The sequence below is a fragment of the Nocardia sp. NPDC051030 genome (assembly GCF_040683015.1).
In the GTDB taxonomy this organism is placed as follows: Bacteria; Actinomycetota; Actinomycetes; order Mycobacteriales; family Mycobacteriaceae; genus Nocardia.
The window spans coordinates 308,985-328,464 of sequence record NZ_JBFBCD010000010.1; the positions used below are offsets into that span (position 1 = coordinate 308,985).

Annotated in this window: 18 protein-coding genes; 5 read left to right on the plus strand and 13 right to left on the minus strand. The window is 66.9% G+C overall.

The genetic code is table 11. From position 1 onward, the window contains the following. Positions 1-38: 38 nt before the first annotated feature. From AB0N05_RS31780 to AB0N05_RS31805, 6 genes are all read right to left on the minus strand, one after another. The gene (locus AB0N05_RS31780; RefSeq protein WP_364700690.1) at positions 39-476 is read right to left on the minus strand and encodes an SRPBCC family protein; all 438 of its coding nucleotides are present in this window, start codon (positions 474-476) and stop codon (positions 39-41) included. An 80-nt stretch (positions 477-556) separates the two neighbouring features. Beyond that, positions 557-952, minus strand: coding sequence for a polyketide cyclase / dehydrase and lipid transport (locus tag AB0N05_RS31785; protein WP_364700692.1), 396 nt, complete (start codon positions 950-952; stop codon positions 557-559). A gap of 211 nt (positions 953-1,163) precedes the next feature. Then, positions 1,164-2,336, minus strand: a complete 1,173-nt coding sequence (locus tag AB0N05_RS31790) for a glycosyltransferase family 4 protein (protein WP_364700694.1) — start codon at positions 2,334-2,336, stop codon at positions 1,164-1,166. A 217-nt stretch (positions 2,337-2,553) separates the two neighbouring features. Further along, the gene (locus tag AB0N05_RS31795) at positions 2,554-3,564 is read right to left on the minus strand and encodes a hypothetical protein (RefSeq protein WP_364700696.1); all 1,011 of its coding nucleotides are present in this window, start codon (positions 3,562-3,564) and stop codon (positions 2,554-2,556) included. A gap of 75 nt (positions 3,565-3,639) precedes the next feature. Beyond that, positions 3,640-4,719, minus strand: coding sequence for an NlpC/P60 family protein (locus AB0N05_RS31800; protein WP_364700698.1), 1,080 nt, complete (start codon positions 4,717-4,719; stop codon positions 3,640-3,642). Between the two features lie 138 nt (positions 4,720-4,857). Next, positions 4,858-5,445, minus strand: coding sequence for a C40 family peptidase (locus tag AB0N05_RS31805; RefSeq protein ID WP_364700700.1), 588 nt, complete (start codon positions 5,443-5,445; stop codon positions 4,858-4,860). A 609-nt stretch (positions 5,446-6,054) separates the two neighbouring features. On the opposite strand from AB0N05_RS31805, the gene AB0N05_RS31810 reads away from it, so the two are divergent. Continuing rightward, positions 6,055-7,848, plus strand: coding sequence for a DEDD exonuclease domain-containing protein (locus AB0N05_RS31810; protein ID WP_364700702.1), 1,794 nt, complete (start codon positions 6,055-6,057; stop codon positions 7,846-7,848). A gap of 263 nt (positions 7,849-8,111) precedes the next feature. Here the strand turns inward: AB0N05_RS31810 and AB0N05_RS31815 are convergent, their stop codons facing one another. Continuing rightward, positions 8,112-9,008: an NAD(P)H-binding protein gene (locus AB0N05_RS31815; protein ID WP_364700704.1), complete on the minus strand. Its 897-nt coding sequence runs from the start codon at positions 9,006-9,008 to the stop codon at positions 8,112-8,114. 88 nt (positions 9,009-9,096) lie between these two features. Between AB0N05_RS31815 and AB0N05_RS31820 the strand changes: the two genes are divergently transcribed. Further along, on the plus strand, positions 9,097-9,552 hold the full coding sequence (locus AB0N05_RS31820) for a MarR family transcriptional regulator (RefSeq protein ID WP_364700706.1): 456 nt from the start codon (positions 9,097-9,099) through the stop codon (positions 9,550-9,552). A gap of 11 nt (positions 9,553-9,563) precedes the next feature. Here the strand turns inward: AB0N05_RS31820 and AB0N05_RS31825 are convergent, their stop codons facing one another. Beyond that, positions 9,564-10,622 (minus strand): AraC family transcriptional regulator ligand-binding domain-containing protein, encoded by a 1,059-nt coding sequence (locus AB0N05_RS31825; RefSeq protein ID WP_364700708.1) that lies wholly within the window; start codon positions 10,620-10,622, stop codon positions 9,564-9,566. Between the two features lie 97 nt (positions 10,623-10,719). Here AB0N05_RS31825 and AB0N05_RS31830 point away from each other — a divergent pair, with 97 nt between their 5' ends. Next, positions 10,720-11,928: an oxygenase MpaB family protein gene (locus AB0N05_RS31830; protein ID WP_364700710.1), complete on the plus strand. Its 1,209-nt coding sequence runs from the start codon at positions 10,720-10,722 to the stop codon at positions 11,926-11,928. Positions 11,929-11,984: 56 nt separating this feature from the next. Here the strand turns inward: AB0N05_RS31830 and AB0N05_RS31835 are convergent, their stop codons facing one another. The 5 genes from AB0N05_RS31835 to AB0N05_RS31855 all read right to left on the minus strand — a co-directional run bounded on the left by AB0N05_RS31835 (position 11,985) and on the right by AB0N05_RS31855 (position 17,603). Continuing rightward, positions 11,985-13,118, minus strand: a complete 1,134-nt coding sequence (locus AB0N05_RS31835; protein WP_364700712.1) for an epoxide hydrolase — start codon at positions 13,116-13,118, stop codon at positions 11,985-11,987. A gap of 144 nt (positions 13,119-13,262) precedes the next feature. Next, positions 13,263-14,888 carry a cytochrome bc complex cytochrome b subunit gene (locus AB0N05_RS31840; protein ID WP_364700714.1) on the minus strand — a complete coding sequence of 542 codons (1,626 nt, stop codon included), beginning with the start codon at positions 14,886-14,888 and terminating at the stop codon, positions 13,263-13,265. Further along, positions 14,885-16,039 (minus strand): ubiquinol-cytochrome c reductase iron-sulfur subunit, encoded by a 1,155-nt coding sequence (locus AB0N05_RS31845; protein WP_364700716.1) that lies wholly within the window; start codon positions 16,037-16,039, stop codon positions 14,885-14,887. Before AB0N05_RS31845 ends, AB0N05_RS31840 begins: the two co-directional genes overlap by 4 nt. After that, positions 16,036-16,821: a cytochrome c gene (locus AB0N05_RS31850; RefSeq protein ID WP_364700911.1), complete on the minus strand. Its 786-nt coding sequence runs from the start codon at positions 16,819-16,821 to the stop codon at positions 16,036-16,038. Before AB0N05_RS31850 ends, AB0N05_RS31845 begins: the two co-directional genes overlap by 4 nt. Positions 16,822-16,991: 170 nt before the next feature. Further along, positions 16,992-17,603: a heme-copper oxidase subunit III gene (locus tag AB0N05_RS31855; protein WP_364700718.1), complete on the minus strand. Its 612-nt coding sequence runs from the start codon at positions 17,601-17,603 to the stop codon at positions 16,992-16,994. 175 nt (positions 17,604-17,778) lie between these two features. Here AB0N05_RS31855 and AB0N05_RS31860 point away from each other — a divergent pair, with 175 nt between their 5' ends. Both AB0N05_RS31860 and trpD read left to right on the plus strand, forming a co-directional pair. Beyond that, complete coding sequence (locus AB0N05_RS31860) at positions 17,779-18,186, plus strand: hypothetical protein (protein ID WP_364700720.1); 408 nt, start codon at positions 17,779-17,781, stop codon at positions 18,184-18,186. 102 nt (positions 18,187-18,288) lie between these two features. Next, positions 18,289-19,344 carry an anthranilate phosphoribosyltransferase gene (trpD, locus tag AB0N05_RS31865; protein WP_364700722.1) on the plus strand — a complete coding sequence of 352 codons (1,056 nt, stop codon included), beginning with the start codon at positions 18,289-18,291 and terminating at the stop codon, positions 19,342-19,344. The last annotated feature ends 136 nt before the right edge of the window (positions 19,345-19,480 follow it).

Here is a 19,480-nt window from a genome sequence, read left to right on the forward strand (position 1 = left end):
CCGGGTGGAGGGCCGCGGCGGTTCGGTCCTGCTCGCGGTCAGCCTTCGACCCGTTTCTTGAGTTCCTTCAAGGCCGTATCGGTGATGACCTTCTCGGCTTTGCGTTTGAACATGCCGATCATCGGAATGTTCAGGTCCACGGTCAGCTCGTACACGACCTGGGTGCCGCCATCGGGCAGCGCGATGAGTTCATAGGTGCCGTCCTGCGCCTTTTGCAGGTCACCGGCGACGAGGGTCCAACTGACGGCCTTGCCGTCGGGCCGCCAGGTGTAGGACAGGCTGTAGGTGTCCTTCACAACGCCCGCGTCCAGCACGAAACGCGCCGTGCGAGCCCGTCCGTCGGGGTATTTGTCGAGGACTTCGACCGAGCGGGCCGCGGCGACCCATTCCGGATACGACTCCAGGTCGGCGATGACGGCCATCACTCGATCCGAGGGGGCGTCGATCACGATCGACCGTTGAGTGCGATCGGCCATGGGTGACAACGCTTCCTTTCCTAGGCGCGGGGAGGTGGAGCCGGGATGGCCGAGCTCTAGTGGCGGCCCGCCGCCGAGCTTTATGGGCGGCCCGCCGCCGCGGGGGCGACCCCGGCCTTGCGACCGGCTTCCAAACGGGCCTTGATCTCGAAGGACATCTTCTTACCGGCGACCCGGCGGGTGCGGTTGGCGGCCATCAGGTCGCGCGCCGACATGCGTTCCACATTCCGCGGTTCGGCATGCATGAAGTAGTGCAGGATGACGCCGTCGAGCATCTCCTCCAGCCAGACCTCCATGGTGCCGGTCACGGCGCCGGTGACGGTCCAGCGAATTCCCTTGCCGGCCCGGTCTTCCCGCACCTGAAGCTGCAAATCGGGCCACCACTGCTTCCAGCGGGCGCGATCCGCCAGCACCTCGGCCACGGCCGTGCCCGGCGCGGCAACAAAGGTCTGGTCGGCAACCTGGATACTGCTCACGCCGGTGAGCCTAGCCCAGACTGCGACTGTGTTCGATTTGCCTCCGCTGTGTTCGATTTGCCCTCCGCTGCGCTCCGGCTGTTCGCGGCCCGCTGTGTTCGATTTGCCTTCGCTGCGCTCCGGCTGTTCACGGCCCCCGAAGGCTCGGTTCTTCCCTCCCTCCGCTCCTCCAAGGCGCAGGGAGGTGGAGCCGTGCGCTCCCCCGCTCCGCTCAGTCCAGAACCAAGCCGGGCCGCGAACCTTCCGAGCGGTCGTTGGTGTCGAGGAGTTCTCGCAAGCGAGTGCCCATGAGATCCCAGCGCCACTGCTGTTGGACCCAGGTGCGACCCGCGGCACCCATGGCGGCCGCGGCATCGCGGTCGGACAGGATGGCGACGATGGCCTCGGTGATGGAATCGGTTTTGCGGCCGTTCACGACGTGGCCGGTCTCGCCCTCGCGGACGGTTTCCGGGGCGCCGCCCGAATCGCCCGCCACCACCGGGACTCCGGAGGCGGAGGCTTCCAGGAAGACGATGCCCAGGCCCTCGACATCCAGGCCGAAACCGCGGGTGCGGCAGGGCATGGCGAACACATCGGCGATCGTGTGGTGGGCGGCTAGTTCCTTGGATGGGACCCGGCCGGTGAACACCACATGTTCGGCCACGCCCATGGCCTCGGCCAGGGCGCGGAGCTTCGGCTCGTACGGGCCGCCGCCCGCGATGACCAGCACCGCGCCGTCGACACGTGCGCGAATGTCCTTGAGCGCGATGATGAGTGCGTCCTGCCCCTTGCGCGGGACCAGCCGCGATAGGCACAGAATGGTGGGCCGATCCCCCAGCCCGTAGCGGGCGCGTAGTTCCTCGCGGGCGGCCGGATCCGGCTTGAAAACCTCCGAGTCGACGGCGGGCGGCAGATATTCGAGCGCGGCCTGCGCACCGAACGCGGCCGCGAACCGCCCACGCGTGTACTTGCTGACATAGGTGATGACATCGGTATGATCGCCGATCACCCGCAGCGCCTGCCGTGCCCCCGGCAGCATGGACCAGCCGACCTCATGCCCGTGCGTGGACGCGATGATCCGCTCGGCCCCCGCCTTGCGCAGCAGCGGCGACATCAACGCCAGCGGCGCCGCCGCCCCGAACCACACCCGATCGCACTGCTCATCCCGCAGCAACTTCGCCGCACGCCGCAAGACCAGCGGCGTGGGCACCATCAATGTGGTCGGATGTCGCACCACCTGAAACGGCTGCTCCGCATCGAACTTCCAGTGACTGTCGCCCCGCCAGCGCGGCGCGTACACCACCAATTCATCCGGTGGCAGCTGCATGGCCAGCGAATGCACATAGGACTGGATACCGCCCGGCCGTGGCGGGAAATCATTGGTAACCAGCAAGGTTCGGCCCATACCCCCAACCTACTGCACCACCCCCGCCCCCTCTCCCCAGCCCGAAACCTCGCACCCCAGCGCGTCGGCGAGTCCCCCATTCCGCCCAATCCGTGCACCCACCCCGAATATTGGGCACCCTGAAGCGTGATCACCTCGCCCTGGTCCCAAGATCAAGGAGCGCTGGTGGCGTGATTCGGCGTCAATTCCCGCCACCACAGCTCCTTGATCTTGATGATCAGGCGCCTTCGGTGGTGCGGGCGGTGATCCAGGCGCGCCAGGTGGAGAGGAAGTCCGCGTAGTCGGCGCCCAGGGTGGTGCGGAGGATCGTGTCGGTGGTGGCACGGTTCTTGGGGCCGGTGGCCAGTTGGCGGTAGAGGTCTACGAGTTTGGGGTCGCCGTACTGGTCGGCAATGAAAGCGCATGCCGACCAGGCCTGTTCGTAGGCGTAGGCGGCTTGGCCGCTCGCGGGGTCGAAGAGGGCGTCGGTGGGGAGGTCCGCCGGGAGATTGTTCGCGCGGGCGCGAGTGGTGAGGGTCGGGGCGACCTCGGCGATCGGGTGGTGCATGCCGCGGTGGGCCGCGTATTCGGCGAGTCCTTCGAGCATCCACTGCGGGGAGCCGTCGACGGTTACGGCGCGGGTGGCGACGTGGGTGAGTTCGTGGCGCAGGACCGAGCGCAGGCCGTCCGCGCCGAGGCGCCGACCGGCTTCGGGGCCGAAGACCACGCGTTGGCCGGTCGGCTGGGTGCCGGGGTGGAAGGGGTCGGCGACCGTGGCGGCGGCGACTTCGGCGGGGACATCACCGGTGGCATTGGCGAGGGCGGCGAATTCGGCTGGGCTGGAGGCGACTACGACCACGGGAGCCTGCGACCAGTCCGAACCCCAGAGGGCGCTGACGGCGAGGGTGGCGGAGGCGAGTTCGCTCGAGAGGACATCGACATCGCTCTTACGGGCGGGGTGGCCGAGCACTATGCCCACGCGGTCGGACCCCGTCACCACGGGTTCGGCGACGATCTTGCCGTAGGAATCCATGATCCGGCGAAGTCCCGGCAACTGCGCATCGGTGGCGGTCGGCTGCCCGGCGTCGACGCCGGGCACCACGGCCCGGATCTTCGGGAGCACCGAATTCGGCAGCATGAGCAGGGCACCGCAGGCGGCGGTCAGGCCGGTCACCATGACCAGCGTCAGGACGAACTGAAATCGGCGCTTCGCCGACAGCCAGCCGCGCATCTGCCGCAAACCGCTCATCGCCACCTCATCATGAGTGGGGACCCTACGTGGTCACGCATGCCGACTCCTTCGAGGCCAGACATGCCGGGCCGGTCAGAACCGTCGCGCCGAATGGAATGGCGAGGACCCCATCGGCGCCACCTGGACGGGGATGCCGAAGGTCGAGGCGTGCAGCATCAGGCCATTACCGGCGTAGATGCCCACATGTGAGATGTCCGAGTAGAAGAAGACCACATCGCCGGGCTGCAGGTCTTTCTCATCGACCGGCGTGCCGTAGCTGGATTGCTGCTGGCTGGTGCGCGGCACACTCTTGCCGACCTGATGGAATGCCCACTGCACGAGGCCGGAGCAGTCGAACTGGTCGGGACCGGTCGCGCCCCACACATAGGGATCGCCGACACGGGTGAGCCCAGCCGCGAGAGCGCTGGTGCCGCTGCCAGGAACGAGGCCTTGCAGCAAGGTGTCGCGATTGAAGCCGGGCGGGAACATGGACCCCGCGAGCGCCGACTTGTCACCGGCGGACAGCTGACCCCAGGCGGCAATGACGCCCGCCATCGATCCCTGCAATGCCGCGCGTTTGCTCTCCAGGTCATTGCGCACCGTATCGGCCTGCGCGCTGGCCGCACGCGCGGCATCGGCGGCGGTGCGGGCGACGATTTCGGCGGCCGAGGCCGCGTCACTCACCTGTTTGTATTGGCTCAGTTGATCATTCGTGCGCGTGCCGACCAGATCCACGATGGACATCTGATCGAGCAGCTGCTGCGGCGAACTGCTGACCAGCAGCGAGGTGAGCCGGTTGGTGCGACTGCCGAGCAGGGCCGAGGCGGCGGCGCGGTCGATGGCCGGTTGGAAGCGTTTGATCTCGGCGCGGGCCGCGTCCAGCACGCCTTCGGCGGCGGTGGCCTTCTGGTCGGCGGCGGTGGCCGCGGCGAGCTTGGTGTCGAGATCGGTCTGCGCGTCGAGCGCCTGCTGATTGAGCTGTTCGGACTGGCGCGACAGGTCGATCAGCCGCTGCACTGCTTCCCCGGCAGTGGCCGGTGCGGAGACCGGATCGGCTGTCGCGGGGCCGATTCCATTGGTGCCGATCAGGAGGGCACCCGCGGTGAGGGCCCCACCCACCAGTTTTCTCGTTCGATGATTCCGCGTGTGCGCCACCGTCGGCGTGCGTTTCATTCCACACTGCCCGTTCTCTTACCCCGAGCTGGAAAAGAAGGTCTCGAATAGATTACGAAACGGCGACCGTCCATGTCCAGTAGGACACGAAAACATTACGGTCGCCGTTTCGCTGCAGGTCACTGACCTGCGGATGTGTCAGGGACGGGTAGCGCCCGCGAAGGGCATGGAGGAGATCGGCGCGACCTTCACCGGCTGGCCGGAGGTCGAGGCATGCACGACATTGCCGTCGCCGACGTAGATGCCGGAGTGGCTGCCGCCGTAGAACGACACCACGTCGCCCGGCTGCAGCTGATCCATCGACACCGGGGTGCCCGCATTGATCTGGTCGTAGCTGGTGCGCGGGAGGTTCACACCGGCCTGCGCGTAGGACCACTGCACCAGGCCGGAGCAGTCGAAGGCGTTCGGGCCGGCCGCGCCGTACACGTACGGGTCGCCGATCCGGCTCAGGGCGGCATCGACGGCCTGCTGGTGCGTATTCGACTGCGGGGCCGCGGGAGCCGGAACCTCGATGCCGGGGATGGCCGGGATCTGGACCGGGATCGAGGACGGCACACCGGGGATACCGGCGGGGAGCGCGATCTGGTCCGGCACGTCGAAGGTGCCGACGCCGGGGATGGTCACCGGCTGGGCCGACGCGGGGGTTGCGGGCAGGAGCAGCGCGCTCAGCGTGGCAGCGCCGACGGCACCGGCCGTGATGGCCCGCTTGACGGTGTTGGTCGCCATGGTGAGTTACTTCCAATCTGCCCCGCGACGCCGCACCAGGTAAGTGCGTCGGACTCCGCGAGGTCTCAGGAAGATTACGAGCCGATAACGGTGGTTTGTAAAGTCGCGACCAACGTCAGGTGGACTGAATTTGTTACGCGATGACATTTCGGTGCGACAAACGTCACAGCAATCACGAAACGATAACAGCGCCGGAATTGCCGAGAGCTTCCGAGCGGCTACCCACGAGTAGGAACTGCGGCCTCGAGACCCCTCCCACCTGGACGAATTCCGTATAACACCAGGTCAGAGGAGTCGCTCTCGACCTGGGCTCGAGCCGTCGACTCAACCGACACGCCCGACCGCGCGGTCGCGGGGCAGCACGCGCCGGGCGGCTCCGCGGGACGGCGACCACCCTCGGCCGGATTGATTCATAATATGAATCAATGTGACCCTGGCCACATTCGAGCATATTTCCGCAATTTGGGGATTTCATCTCGAGAATCTCGATCCGATATTCAGACATTTCCCCAGGTCGATATTCCACATCGCTATATAGCGAGCTCATGGGGAGCCTCGCCACGCCGATCCGGCCTGTGATGTCGTACCCCAGCCCTACGCTTACAGGCCGTGTCCGATCAGCTGGCCTTCGACGAACTCGAAACACCGCTCTACGACACGACGTTCGTGGTGGTGGACCTCGAAACCACTGGTACGAGCCCCGAGGGCGATGCCATTACCGAGATCGGCGCGGTCAAGGTGCGCGGTGGCGAGGTGCTCGGCGAGTTCGCCACCCTGGTCAATCCGGGCCGGGCCGTCCCGCCGCAGATCGTGGAGATCACCGGCATCACCACCGCCATGCTGATCGACGCACCGCCGATCGAGCGGGTCCTGCCCGGATTCCTGGAGTTCGCGGCCGGGGCCGTGCTGGTCGCGCACAATGCCCGCTTCGATACCGGGTTCCTGAAGGCGGCGGCACAGCGCAGTGAGACGCCCTGGCCCGCCTTCCCGGTGCTGTGCACGGTGCAGCTGGCGCGGCGGGTGCTCAGCCGCGACGAGGCCCCCTCGGTGAAGCTGTCCATGCTGGCGCAGATCCTCGGCTCCGAGACCCGGCCCACGCACCGCGCGCTCGATGACGCCCGCGCGACGGTGGACGTGCTGCACGCGCTCATCGCCCGCGTCGGCAATCAGGGGGTGCACAGCCTCACCGAATTGATGGACTATCTGCCCGAGGTGACTCGCAGGCAGCGCGCCAAACGGGTTATGGCGGTCGATCTTCCGGATACCCCCGGCGTCTACCTCTTCAGGGGGCCTTCGGATGAAGTCCTCTATATAGGGACCGCGGTGAATCTTCGCCGTCGTGTCCGCAACTACTTCACCGGTTCCGACACCCGCCCGCGCATGCGCGAGATGGTTCAGCTGGCGACGCGGGTGGATCACGTCGAGTGCTCGCACGGCCTGGAGGCCGGTGTGCGCGAACTGCGGCTGCTGCTCGCGCACACCCCGCCGTACAACCGCCGCTCCAAGTTCCCGCAGCGGGCCTGGTGGCTCACCCTCACCGACGAGCCCTTCCCCCGTTTCGCCGTCTCCCGCACCCCTACCCGGGATGCCCTCGGCCCCTTCACCTCCCGCGCCGACGCCCTGGAGGTGGCCGCGACGGTCGCCGAGCACTCCGGCCTGCGAACCTGCACCACCCGGATCCCCCGCACCGGCCATCACGATTGCCCGCCGGCCGTGGTCGGAGGTTGCCCCGCGAGCGCCGAAAACAGACCCCTATATATAGAGGAGTACGCGCAAGCCCCCGAAACAGTCCGGGCCCTGTTCTCCGGCCGCAGCGACGCGCTCCTGCAAGCCATGCACGACACAATCGAAACCCACTCCACCGCAGAACATTTCGAGGCTGCAGCCCGCCTGCGAGACCGCGCCTGCACTGTGATCCGAGCCCTCCGCCGCACCCAACGCCTGGCCGCCCTGGCCCGCATCCCCGAACTGATAGCTGCTCACCCCGACGGCACCGGTGGCTGGGAGTTCGCGGTAATCCGCCACGCCCGCCTGGCCTCCGCCGGCACCGCCCGCCGCGGCATCTCCCCCATGCCAGTGGTCGACCGCCTGGTCGCCTCCGCCGAAACAGTCATCCCACCCCGCCTCGGCACACCGCCACCCCACTCCACGAATCCCCACTCGGCAGATTCCCTCCCCACCACCGAACCGCTTCCGCCCTCCCCAGCCGCCGACCCCTATCCCCCACTCCGAGGGGCCCTGCCGGAAGAGGCAGGCCTCCTCGCCCGCTGGCTGGAACAGCCCGGCACCCGAATAGTCCGCACCACCGACGGCTACCACGAACCCCGCCTCGGCGCAGGCCCCTGGCTCACCTGGCTCGACCGCGCCCAAGCCGCCGCAACCACCGCCCTCACCGACCCATAACCCCCGACCGGCCCACGCCTCGCGCCGACCCAGCGCAAGCACACGGCCCCACCCCGCTCGACCACGCCCAAGCCGCCGCCCGCACCGAACCCCGCCCCTTTGTTGCCCAGCGCCGAGGGAGCTGTGGCGGCGGGAAAACCGGACAATCGACGCCATCAGCGCTCCCTGATCTTGATCCGATCTCGGTGGCTCGCACCGGAGTGCGCGACGTGGCGGACCGGATGGCCGAGCGTGAGCTCAGAGAGTCGCGCATCGACGGCGGGTTACTCGCTGTCGGCGGGCTGCGCAATGCCGAGGTTGGCTGGCGCGGCCGGTTCGAAGGCGGCGCGGTGCTGTTGGCACCAGGATTCGAAGGTACGGGGCTGACGAGAAAGGAGTTCCGTCACCGTATCGGTGCGGAGGCCGATGGTGTCGGCTCGCATGAGGGTGAACCATTCGAGGATGGCGGAGGCCAGGGCCGGTGGGGCTCCGTTGGGGTAGCGGGAGCGGAGGGCCTCTTCGGGGGTGGCTGCCTCGAGGACTTTGATTTCGCGGTTCAGGACTTGGGCCAGGACTGCTACTTGTTCGGCGACGGTGAAGGATTCGGGGCCGGTCAGGTTGTAGGAGTTGCCCTCGTGACCGTCCTCGATCAGGGCCTTGGCTATGACCGCGGCTATGTCGGCGGGGTGGATGGGGGCGTAGCGGCCCGGGCCCGTGGGGTCGTCGATCGGGTGCCCGGCGCGAATGGCGGGGGCCCATTCGAGGGCGTTGGTCATGTAGCCGCCGGGGCGGATGATCGTGGCGGGGATGCCGGTGGCGTGGACCAGGTCTTCGCGGTCGCGGTGCCAGCGGCCCATTGCGGGGAGGGGGTCGATCATGGCGTGGATCGAGGACAGCAGGACCATTCGGCGGACGCCTGCGGATTGGGCTGCGGTCAGGGCATTGTGGGCCAGGTCTGTGCCGATGCCGGGGATCAGCAGGAACAGGGTGGTTACGTCGGCGAACGCCGGTGTCAGGGTGGAGGGTTCGGTCAGGTCGCCGATGAATGGGTCGACGGTGGCGGGCAAGTCGGCGGCTCGGGCGGGGTTACGGATGAGGGCTCGGAATTCGGTTCCGGTGCGGGTCAGTTCGCGGGTCAGTTCTCGGCCGATGTTTCCGGTCGCGCCGGTGAGAAGTAGCATGATGTCTCCAGATCGTTAGCCGTCTATTGAAAACGTTAGACGGCTAACGATCGAGGGTCAATAGCTTTGTCGTCATCACGGAGGCCTGATGCCCGAGTTCCTCGATCTGCATGGCAGTACCTCGAAAGCCTTGCGGGCCTTGGCCGATCGCGATATGCGGCGACATGGACTGCACTTGGGGCAGAACCATGTGCTGGCCGTGTTGTGGGAAGAAGATGGGCGGACGCCGGGTGAGATGGCGGCCGCGCTCAATGTCACGACACCGACGATCGTCAAGATGGCGACGCGCATGACGACCTCGGGGCTACTGGTCAGGAAGCGCGATGAGCGCGATAACCGGCTGGTCCGGCTGTGGCTCACCGATCTCGGCCGGGAGCTGCGGCGGCCGGTCGAGGCGGACCGGAAGTCCTTGGAGGACAAGGTCACCGCGGATCTGACCGACGCCGAGCGCAAGCACCTCATGTCCGCACTCGCCAAGATTCACCGCGCCGCGACCGCCATGCTCGACGGTCCCATCGACTACACCGAAGCCGTGCCCGACTGATCGGACCCGAATCACGTTCTGTGGCTTGGCGCATGGCCGCGCCAGCGACGGTAGGCGTGGCTGAAGGCGGCGGTGTCGGAGTAGCCGAGGCGGCGGGAGACGGCTTCCACTGTCAGGCCTTCGGCCAGAAGTTCGACGGCGATCGACTCGCGCACCTGGTCGAGGAGGGTACGAAAGGTGGTGCCGTCGGCGGCGAGTCGGCGGTGCAAGGTGCGGTCGGACAGGCCCAGTCCGCGGGCGGCTTCGGCGAGGGTCGGCATGCGGGCCGGGTCCCGCAGTAGCAGGTGGCGAATCTGGGCGGCGGTGCCGGTGAAACGGTAGCGCTCGTCCAGGAGGCGTTCACACTGCTGGATGCAGGTGGCGGCGGTGGCCGGTTCGGGGGCGGGGGTGGGCTGGTCCAGGAGTTCGCGCGGGACGGTGAAGGCATTGCGGGGCGCCCCGGATTCGATGGTGATGAGAACGTCGTAGGCGGAGAGGAATACCTGGGCGAAGGCGATTTCCTCCGGTGTGGCGAGATCGCGGAGTTCCACCAGGACCGGGCGGTGCAGCCCGGCGACGAGATCACGCAGGGCGGGTGAGAAGAAGAGGCTGGCGGCGCGGGACCCGGCGACCAGGTCGCGGGGCAGTAGGAACGGGCGCACATCGGGCGGGACTTCCGTGTCGTCGACCTCGACCAACAGTCCGGCGGCGGTGTCCGTATAGGTGACGTCGAAGAAGACCGAGGTCAGGGCGGTGAACCGCTCGAGGATCGAGAAGGCTTCGCGCACAGTGGGACTCGATAGCAGCGCGTAGCCGAGTATTCCGGCGCTCGCGATGGAGTAGCGCAGACCGGTTTCCACGCCAAGCTCGCGCGGATCGCCGCCGCTGGCGAGCAGATTGCGGATGACGCGCAGTTCCTGCTCCGGCAGCACCAGTGCGCCCGGCTCGTCGAGATCGGTTGCGCGCAGCCCGGTTCCGGCCAGGCAGGTGTCGTCGGGCACGTGGTGATCACGCGCGGTGTCCAGCACATACCGTGCGGAGACCGCGGGGCGGGCAATGTCCCATCGAGACGGCCGAGCGGTGTCCCCCATGTGGCGGAACGTAACAAATACCGGTCGGATCGGCACATTCTTTGCCGGATCTCCGCTGCCTAACGTCATAACCAGGACTTCGGCGAAGAGGGGAACCATGACGACATCGACGATTCCATTTGATGCGGACCGGGCCAGGCGGATCGCGGCGGCGCGAGAGGCGGTCCCCGATCACGCGGTGGATCGCGTCGCGGAGGGCATGTTCCGCACCGACGCGCTGATCGATTCCGCCGTAGCGGATTTCGCGACCATGGGCCGCGGCGTGGGGTGGCGGATCTTGGGCGAGATGCTGCACACCAAAGGTCCCTCTTTGAGCGGCACGGCACCGGATTCACTGCGGGAACTGCTCACTCCCTTGCTGAATCCCCCGGACTGGTTCGATCCGGAGCAGGTCAGGCGCGGCGCCCAATTGTGGTGGCGATTCGCCCCCGCCGTGATCATCGGCTTGGGCGGCACCCTCATGACCGCCTACGCCTTCGGCGACCTGAACAAGCCGCAGGCCATGAACTCCCGTTCCGAGGCGATGGCCGCCCAGCGCTATGAGGAAACCTCCCGCTGGGTGCTGGCCGCCACCGCGCCGGGCGCGCTGATTCCCGGCGGGACCGGCTTCGACGCCACCATCCGGATCCGCTTCGTACACGCCATGGTTCGCCGTCATCTCCGCACTTGCGGGAAGTGGCAGCGCACCGAATGGGGTGAGCCGATCCACACCAGCGGCATGGCCGTCACCATCGACGGTTTCCTGCTGATGCCGCTGGCCATGCACGAGCTGCTCGATATGGATTTACGTGAGGACGAGCGTGAGGCGATCCGCCAGTTATGGTTCTGGATCGGCTATCTCATGGGTGTTCCCGATGAACTGCTACCGCATTCGATCGACGATGCCGCCGATATCAGCCGGGCCGCGACCATCGTCTTCGCCCCGCCCGACGAAGACACCGAAGTCCTGACCAAGGCTCTGCTGCGTGGTGGTCTGCGCGCCGAACGCGTACTGCCGAAACCTCTTTGGCCGATCGCCGCACCCGTCGTGCGGCCGGTGATGTCCACCCTCGTCTGGGGTGGCACCGGCCGAATCGTCAATTCCTACAGCAATCCCGAGGGCACCCCGCCCCGGAATCACCCGGTCATCCTCACCCTCCGCCAGGTCGCGAAGGTCCGGGAACACCTGCGCCGCAAGGGAAGACTCGGCACGGACCAGGACATCGCCCTCCGCCAGCGCGCCGTCCTGGAAGGCGCGCTGAACTTGATGAAGGCCGTCACCGACCCCGTCGATCCCCGTCACGCCGTCACCCCCGCCCGTCCCTGATACCGAAACAGCAGGCCCCGAGTCGATTTCGACTCGGGGCCTGCGCTTGCGGCAATTCAGCCGAGCTGAGCGAAGAAGCTGCGGATATCGGCGAGCAGCACCTCGGGCGCTTCGTGCGCTGCGTAGTGCCCGGCCGCATCGTTCGGCCCGCCGGCATTGACGCCGATGTCGTAGGAGTTCCAGCTCACGATGTTCTTGTGATCCCGCTCGGCGAACCGCCGAATCGACTGGAAGTCGCCCTTGAACATGGCCAATGCCGTTGGCACCGTGGTGGGTTCGGTCGGGTGCTCGCTGGTGTGGGCGTCCTCGTAGTAGAACCGAATGGAGGAGGCCGCGGTCCCGGTCAGCCAGTAGATGGCGGTATTGGCGATCACGAATTCCGGATCCAGGCTCTCGCCGAACAGTTGTGCGTTCCACCCGAGCAGCCCGACCGGCGAATCCGCCAGCGCGAAGGCGAGTGTCGCGGGCTGCTGGCTCTGCAAGGTATTGAACGCCATCTTGTTCTCGTGGAACCACTGCAGGTGTCCGAGCGCCGCCATGTCCTCGGCCGACAGACCCTCGAATTCGGCCGGATCGCCGGAGGGGAACGAGAACAGCTGCGTCACATGCACTCCCACGATGTGCTGTGGTGCGATGCGACCCATCTCGGGCGCGATCATCGACCCGGCGTCATTGCCGATCGCCCCGTACTGGTCGTAGCCCAGCCGGTTCATGAGCTCCACCCAGGCGCGGGCGGTGCGGTAGCGGTTCCAGCCGGTGCTGCGGGTCGGCCCGGAGAATCCGAACCCGGGCAGCGAGGGAATCACCACGTGGAAGGCGGGCTGATCCGCGGAGGGTTCGGTGAGCGCCTCGATCACGTCGAGATATTCGACAACCGACCCCGGCCACCCGTGCGTGAGGATCACCGGCAGCGCGTCTTCCCGCGAAGACCGCACGTGCAGGAAGTGAATGTCCTCCCCGTCGATCTCGGTGGTGAACTGCGGGTAGGCATTGAGCTTGGCTTCCAGTGCCCGCCAATCGAATTCCCGCGCCCAGTATTCGGCCAGCGCGCGCACCCGATCGCCGGGCACTCCGTAGGCATCGCCGACCCCGGCCAGCTCGTTCGGCCACAGTGCGCGGGTGAGCCGCTCGGAAAGGTCGTCGAGCTGGGTCTGCGGGACGTCGATGCGGAAGGGGCGGATGGCGTTCATCGAATCTCTCCTAGTTGGAACGGAATGTTTCGTTCTGTTTTAAGAGTAGCAGAACGGATCATTCCGTTTCAACCCCCAAGGCCAAAAAAGGGGAAGGCCCCGAGTCGAAAACGACTCGGGGCCTTCCCTTCAGAGCAGGTGACCTCAGTGGTCGGAGTGCGACCCGCCCTTGGCGGCGTCCTGGTGTGCTTCCAGGGCCGCGAGCATGTCGTGCTCTTCCTTGTGCGCGAGCTCGACATTCTGCTCGATCTCGGCATGCGGGTCGGCCCGCATGAACGAACCCGAACCGGGCTTGCCCGCCAGACCCAGCTTCGACATCTTCTTGGGCACCGGAGCGCCCTGGTACTCCAGCGGCAGCGGGTGGCCGTGCGAATCGACCGGACCCAGCGGCTGATGGATCTCGATGTACTCACCGTGCGGCAGGCGCTTGATGACACCGGTCTCGATGCCGTGCTCGAGCACCGCGCGGTCGCTGCGCTGCAGGCCGATGCAGAACCGGTACGCCACGAAGTAGGCGAGCGGCGGTGCCGTCAGCAGCGCGATCCGGAAGAACCAGGTCGTCGCGTTCAGCGAGATGTCGAACTTCAGCGAGATGATGTCGTTGACGCAGGCCAGGGTCAGCACCATGTAGAAGGCGATGGCCATGGCGCCGATGGCGGTACGCACCGGCACGTCGCGCGGACGCTGCAGCAGGTTGTGGCGCGCGGTGTCGCCGGTGAGCCGCTTCTCGATCCACGGGTAGGCGATCAGCACGGTGAACACCAGGCCCATGATCAGCGCGACCCAGAAGGCGGCCGGCACGGTGTGGCCCCAGAAGTACAGCTCCCACGGCGGCATGAGACGCGCCATGCCGTCGGTCCACATCATGTAGAAGTCCGGCTGCGAACCCGCGGAGACCTGAGACGGGTTGTAGGGACCCAGGTTCCAGATCGGGTTGATCTGGAAGACGCCACCCATGATCGCGACGATGCCCAGGGTGAAGGCGAAGAACGCGCCCTGGTCGGCGGCGAACACCGGGATGATGCGGGCGCCGACGACGTTCTTCTCGGTGCGGCCCGGTCCGGGGAACTGGGTGTGCTTCTGGTACCAGACCAGCGCGACGTGCGCGGCGATGAGCGCCAGGATGATGCCCGGCAGCAGCAGCACGTGCGCGATGTACAGGCGCGGAATGATGATGGTGCCCGGGAAGTCACCGCCGAAGATCAGCCAGTGCATCCAGGTGCCGATGACCGGAACGCCCATGGTGATACCGCCGAAGGCGGCACGCAGACCGGTACCGGACAGCAGGTCGTCCGGGATCGAGTAGCCGAAGAAGCCCTCGAACATGGCCAGGATCAGCAGCAGCGAGCCGATCACCCAGTTCGCCTCACGCGGCTTGCGGAAAGCGCCGGTGAAGAAGATGCGGAACAGGTGGATGATGATCGACGCCGCGAACAGCAGTGCCGCCCAGTGGTGCACCTGGCGCACGAACAGACCGCCGCGCACCTCGAAGGAGATGTTCAGCGCGGTCTCGTAGGCCCGCGACATGGTGACACCGCGCAGCGGCTGGTATGCGCCGTTGTAGACGGTCTCGCTCATCGACGGATCGAAGAACAGCGTCAGGTAGATGCCCGACAGCAGCAGGATGATGAACGCGTAGAGCGCGATCTCACCGAGCAGGAACGACCAGTGGGTCGGGAAGACCTTGTTGATCGAGCGCTTGAGGAAGGTGGCACCGCGGTACCGCTCATCCAGTTCATTGGCCTGCGTGGCCGCTTTGCTAGGACTCATGAACGACGCTCCCAGAAGGCCGGGCCGAGGGCTTCGGTGAAGTCGTGTACGGCGACCAGGTAGCCCTCGGAGTTGACGGTGATGGGCAGCTGCGGCAGTGCGCGGGCGGCGGGACCGAAGACCGGCTTACCCCATTCGGTCGCGGAGAACTGCGACTGGTGGCAGGGGCACAGGATTCGGTTGGTCTGCTGCTCGAACAGCGAGGTGGGGCAGCCCAGGTGGGTGCAGATCTTCGAGTAGGCGAAGTAGTCGCCGTAGTTGAAGCTCTCCTGGCCCTTGCGCTTGATGGCGCCCTCGGCGTCCTTGGTGCGCAGGCGAATCAGCATGACCGCGTTGCGGATACCGCGCAGAGACTGGAGGGTCTCGTGCTCGTCACCGCGCCATTCTTCCTTCCAGGGGAAGACGGTTTCCATGGCGCCGGCGTCCAGGTCTTCCGGCTTCACCAGGACGATATCCTCGGGACGGCCGGTGTCGCGACGCAGGTAGATGGTCTGGCCCTGGTAATCCGGGGTCCAGCCCGAGACCCACAGCGGCGACTTGTCGCCCTTGGCCCACGGGTTCTTGATCAGGCCGCCGACGAAGACGAACAGCGCGCCGACGCCGAGCAGGCCCGCACCCGCACCCGCGGTGCGGGTGATGAGCTTGCGGCGGCCCAGGGTCGAGGTCTCGAGCGCATCGGACAGCTCGGCGACCAGGGTGCGGCGGTCGACCTCCGGGGACCGGCCGTCGTGGCGGTCCTGGATGGAGATTTCGGCCGGGACGAAATGCTTGCGGATGAGCACCACGGCGATGCCGATCGCGAGCACGGCGACACCGAGGGTGATGCCGACCAGCGGGGTGTACAGCGAGTACGCGGCATTGCCGTCCTGGTGGCGGCCCTTGTAGGTCCACGGCCAGAACAGGAACACACCGATCAGCGCGGCAGCGGAGATCGCCGAGATGGCGAACCAGAGCGCCACGCGACGCTCGGCGCGCTTCTCCGCGCGGGTGCCCTCGACGGGCCAGCGCGGCGCACGGTAGGCGACATCGACGCCGTCGCGTTCGGTACCGAGCTTGACCAGCTCGTCCCGCGACATCGCATCGAGCTGCTCATCGGTGGGGTCGCCCCCGGTGGGGTTGTCCCCCATGCTGTTTCGCTCCTGTTCACTCATGATCGGGACCCGATCCACATCGCGGAGCCGACGAGGGCCACGATGCCGACGACCCAGATGGCCAGGCCCTCGGTCGCGGGGCCGAAGCCGCCGAGGCCGTAGCCGCCCTCGGAGCGGGTCTCCATGCGGTCCTTGATGTAGCCGACGATGTCCTTCTTCTCCTCCGGCGTCAGCTGCCGGTCGGAGAACTTGGGCATGTTCTGCGGGCCGGTGAGCATGGCCAGGTAGATCTGCTGCTCACTGGCTTCTTCCAGCGGCGGCGCGAACTTGCCCGAGGACAGCGCACCACCCTTGCCGGTGAAGTTGTGGCAGGACGCGCAGTTCATGCGGAACAGCTCGCCACCGCGGCCCAGGTCGGCACCCTCGATGAGGGACTCCTGCGCGATCTCGCCATTGCTGTCGCGGATCACGGTCGGACCGCCACCGTTGGCGTTGATGTACGCGCCGAGGGCATCGGTCTGGTGGGCGTCGAACTTCTCCGGCTTGCGGACGATCTGCGCCTCATTGCGGGCGGCCGGCATGCGGCCGGAGGAGACCTGGAAGTAGACCGCGGCCTCACCGACGCCGATCAGGCTGGGGCCGCGATCCGCGACACCCTGCAGGTTCGCACCGTGGCAGGTGACGCAGGAGGTGTCGTAGATCTGCTTGCCCTCGCGGATGAGCGCGGAGGTGTCCTCATGCGCGGTCGCGACCTGCGCCTGCGGAGTCAGGGCCGCTGCCGCGAAGCCGGCTCCGACGAGGCCCATCAGAAGAACCAGACCGCCGGCCAGACGCCGACGCATGCGGCGCTGCTTGCGGGTCTTGGTGGCCTCGCCGATCCCCTCGCTGGGATCTGGCGCTGACGGGGGAGATGAACTCATCTGTGTCCCTTTGGAGTAGACGGAACCGACTTGTCAAGAAGTTTCTGTGCCTACGGCGGCGGGCTGGTGCCGCGTCCGGCAGGTCGTCCGGGTTAGCGGACGAAGTAGATCGTGGCGAAGAGCCCGATCCAAACGATGTCGACAAAGTGCCAGTAGTAGGAAACGACGATCGCCGCGGTGGCCTGTGCCGGGGTGAACTTACTGACCTTGGTGCGGATCAGCAGGAACACGAAGGCGATCAGACCGCCGATGACGTGCAGACCGTGGAAGCCGGTGGTGATGTAGAACACCGAGCCGTACACGCTGCCCGAGATCGTGGTGCCTTCATTGACGAGGGCGTGGTACTCCGTGCCCTGACCGGCGACGAAGAACGCGCCCATGATCAGGGTGAGCACGTACCAGCGCCGCAGACCGAAGACGTCGCCGCGCTCGGCGGCGAAGACGCCCATCTGGCAGGTGAAGGAGGATGCGACCAGCACGGCGGTCACCGGCACTGCGAGCTTCAGGTTCAGCTCGGTCGGCTCCGGCGGCCAGTTGCCATGGGCCTGCGCGCGGGCGACAAAGTACATAGCGAACAGGCCGGCGAAGAACATCAGCTCGCTCGACAGCCAGATGATGGTACCGACGCTGACCATGTTGGGCCGGTTCAGCGAATGCACTCGCTGGGTAATGGCCGATCCTGGGGTCCCTACTGCGGTCGTCACGCCGGTAAGTATGACTTGTCGTAGTACGACAGGAGTAGCGGGGTACGAAACTTAGCCGTGCGTGTCGGAAAGCGCAGGGCGAGCGGGCCTCTCGACGAGGGCCTCGGCGTGTCACAGAGCAGCCTAGATTGCCTGGGTAAGAGGAAGCTGAGCCCAGCTCAGAGGGAGTGTGGAGATGTCTCGGTGGTGGAAGTCCTGGCGGCGCGGCGCGACAACGGAACTGGATCCCGCGCGTGTCGATCTGATCGTGGTGGCGTCGAGTTTCGATGACGCGGAAGCGTGTTCGGCCGCGCTGAGCAAGGCAATGAACTGGACCGCCGACCAACCAGTGGTGCTCAGACACCATCTGCGGATACCGCTCGCCCACGTCGATGCGGTGCAAATCATTGCCGCGCAGGACGGCTATCACACAGGTTCGCTCGATGATTGCGACCCCGCGAACCTGTCTTTGCAGCGAGTGCAAGTTCTGGATGCCCTGCACTGCTCGCAGGAACGCTCCCGCATGGCCGGGCTGGCCCAACGCCACGACGGCGACGCACTGGGCTGGGAGGCCCTGCAACCGGCTCCCGCGTCTCACGGATAGAGACGCGGCATCGGGCGGGAGAAAAGAAATAGCCCTCCCGCACTAGGCTTGCCCCAACAACACTGGTGTACGAACCTTCACCGGCGACGGAACGGAAGAGCAATGAGCGCGCGCAGCTGGAGAGAAATTCTCGGCATCCTCACCGATGGCAACGATCTGTCCTCGGACGAGGCCGCGTGGGCCATGAACGAGATCTTCACCGATAACGCCACCTCCGCGCAGATCGCGGCGTTCGGCGTGGCCATGAAGATGAAGGGCCCGACTCCCGCCGAGCTCAGCGGGCTGGCGGAGGGCATGCTCTCGCATGCGCGCCGGGTGCGCTTCGACGGGTCCGCCGTCGATATCGTCGGCACCGGCGGCGACCGTTCCGGCACGGTGAACATCTCGACCATGTCCTCGATCGTGGTGGCCGCCACCGGGATTCCCGTGGTCAAGCACGGCAACCGGGCCGCCTCCTCGAAGAGCGGCGGTGCGGATGTGCTCGAGGCGCTGGGCGTGAAGATCGCGCTCGGGCCGGAGTCGGTGGCCGAATGCGTGCGGCAGGTCGGGATCGGGTTCTGTTTCGCGCCGGTCTTCCATCCCTCGCTGCGGTTCGCGGGTCCGGCGCGCAGTGAGATCGGCATTCCGACGGTCTTCAATATCCTGGGCCCGCTGACCAATCCGGCGCAGCCCGGGGCGGGGCTGATCGGGTGCGCGTTCGCCGATCTGGTGCCGGTCATCGCGGGCGTGTTCGCCGAGCGCGGGGCCTCGGCGCTGGTCGTGCGCGGCAATGACGGCCTCGATGAGATCACCACCGCGGACACCACCGATGTGTGGGTGGTCGCGGGCGGGCGGCTCGCCGAAACCACCATCGACCCAACCAAACTCGGCATCGAGCGGGTGCTGCCGGAGGCCCTGCGGGGCGGGGACGCGGCCATGAACGCCGTCATCGCCCGCAATATGCTCGCCGGCGATCCCGGGCCGGTGCGCGATGCCGTGCTGCTGAATTCCGCGGCCGCCATCGTGGCCTACGAGCTCACCGCCGAGGACGTCGAGGGCGATCTGCACGACAAGCTGGCCGCCGCGCTGGAGCGGGTGAGCGCGGCCATCGACACCGGGGCCGCGGCCAAGTTGCTGGACCGCTGGGTCGAGGTCACCAACGTGCTCGGGTCGGACTGACGCCGGTCGAATCCGCGGTTCGCGAGGGTGATGCCGGGCGGGCCGGACACGGACGGCTCACCCATTCCGGAGCCAGGTGTGTCGATCGCCGATGCCGGACGGGCGTCGCGGCTAGAGTTTGCGCATTGATCAGGCG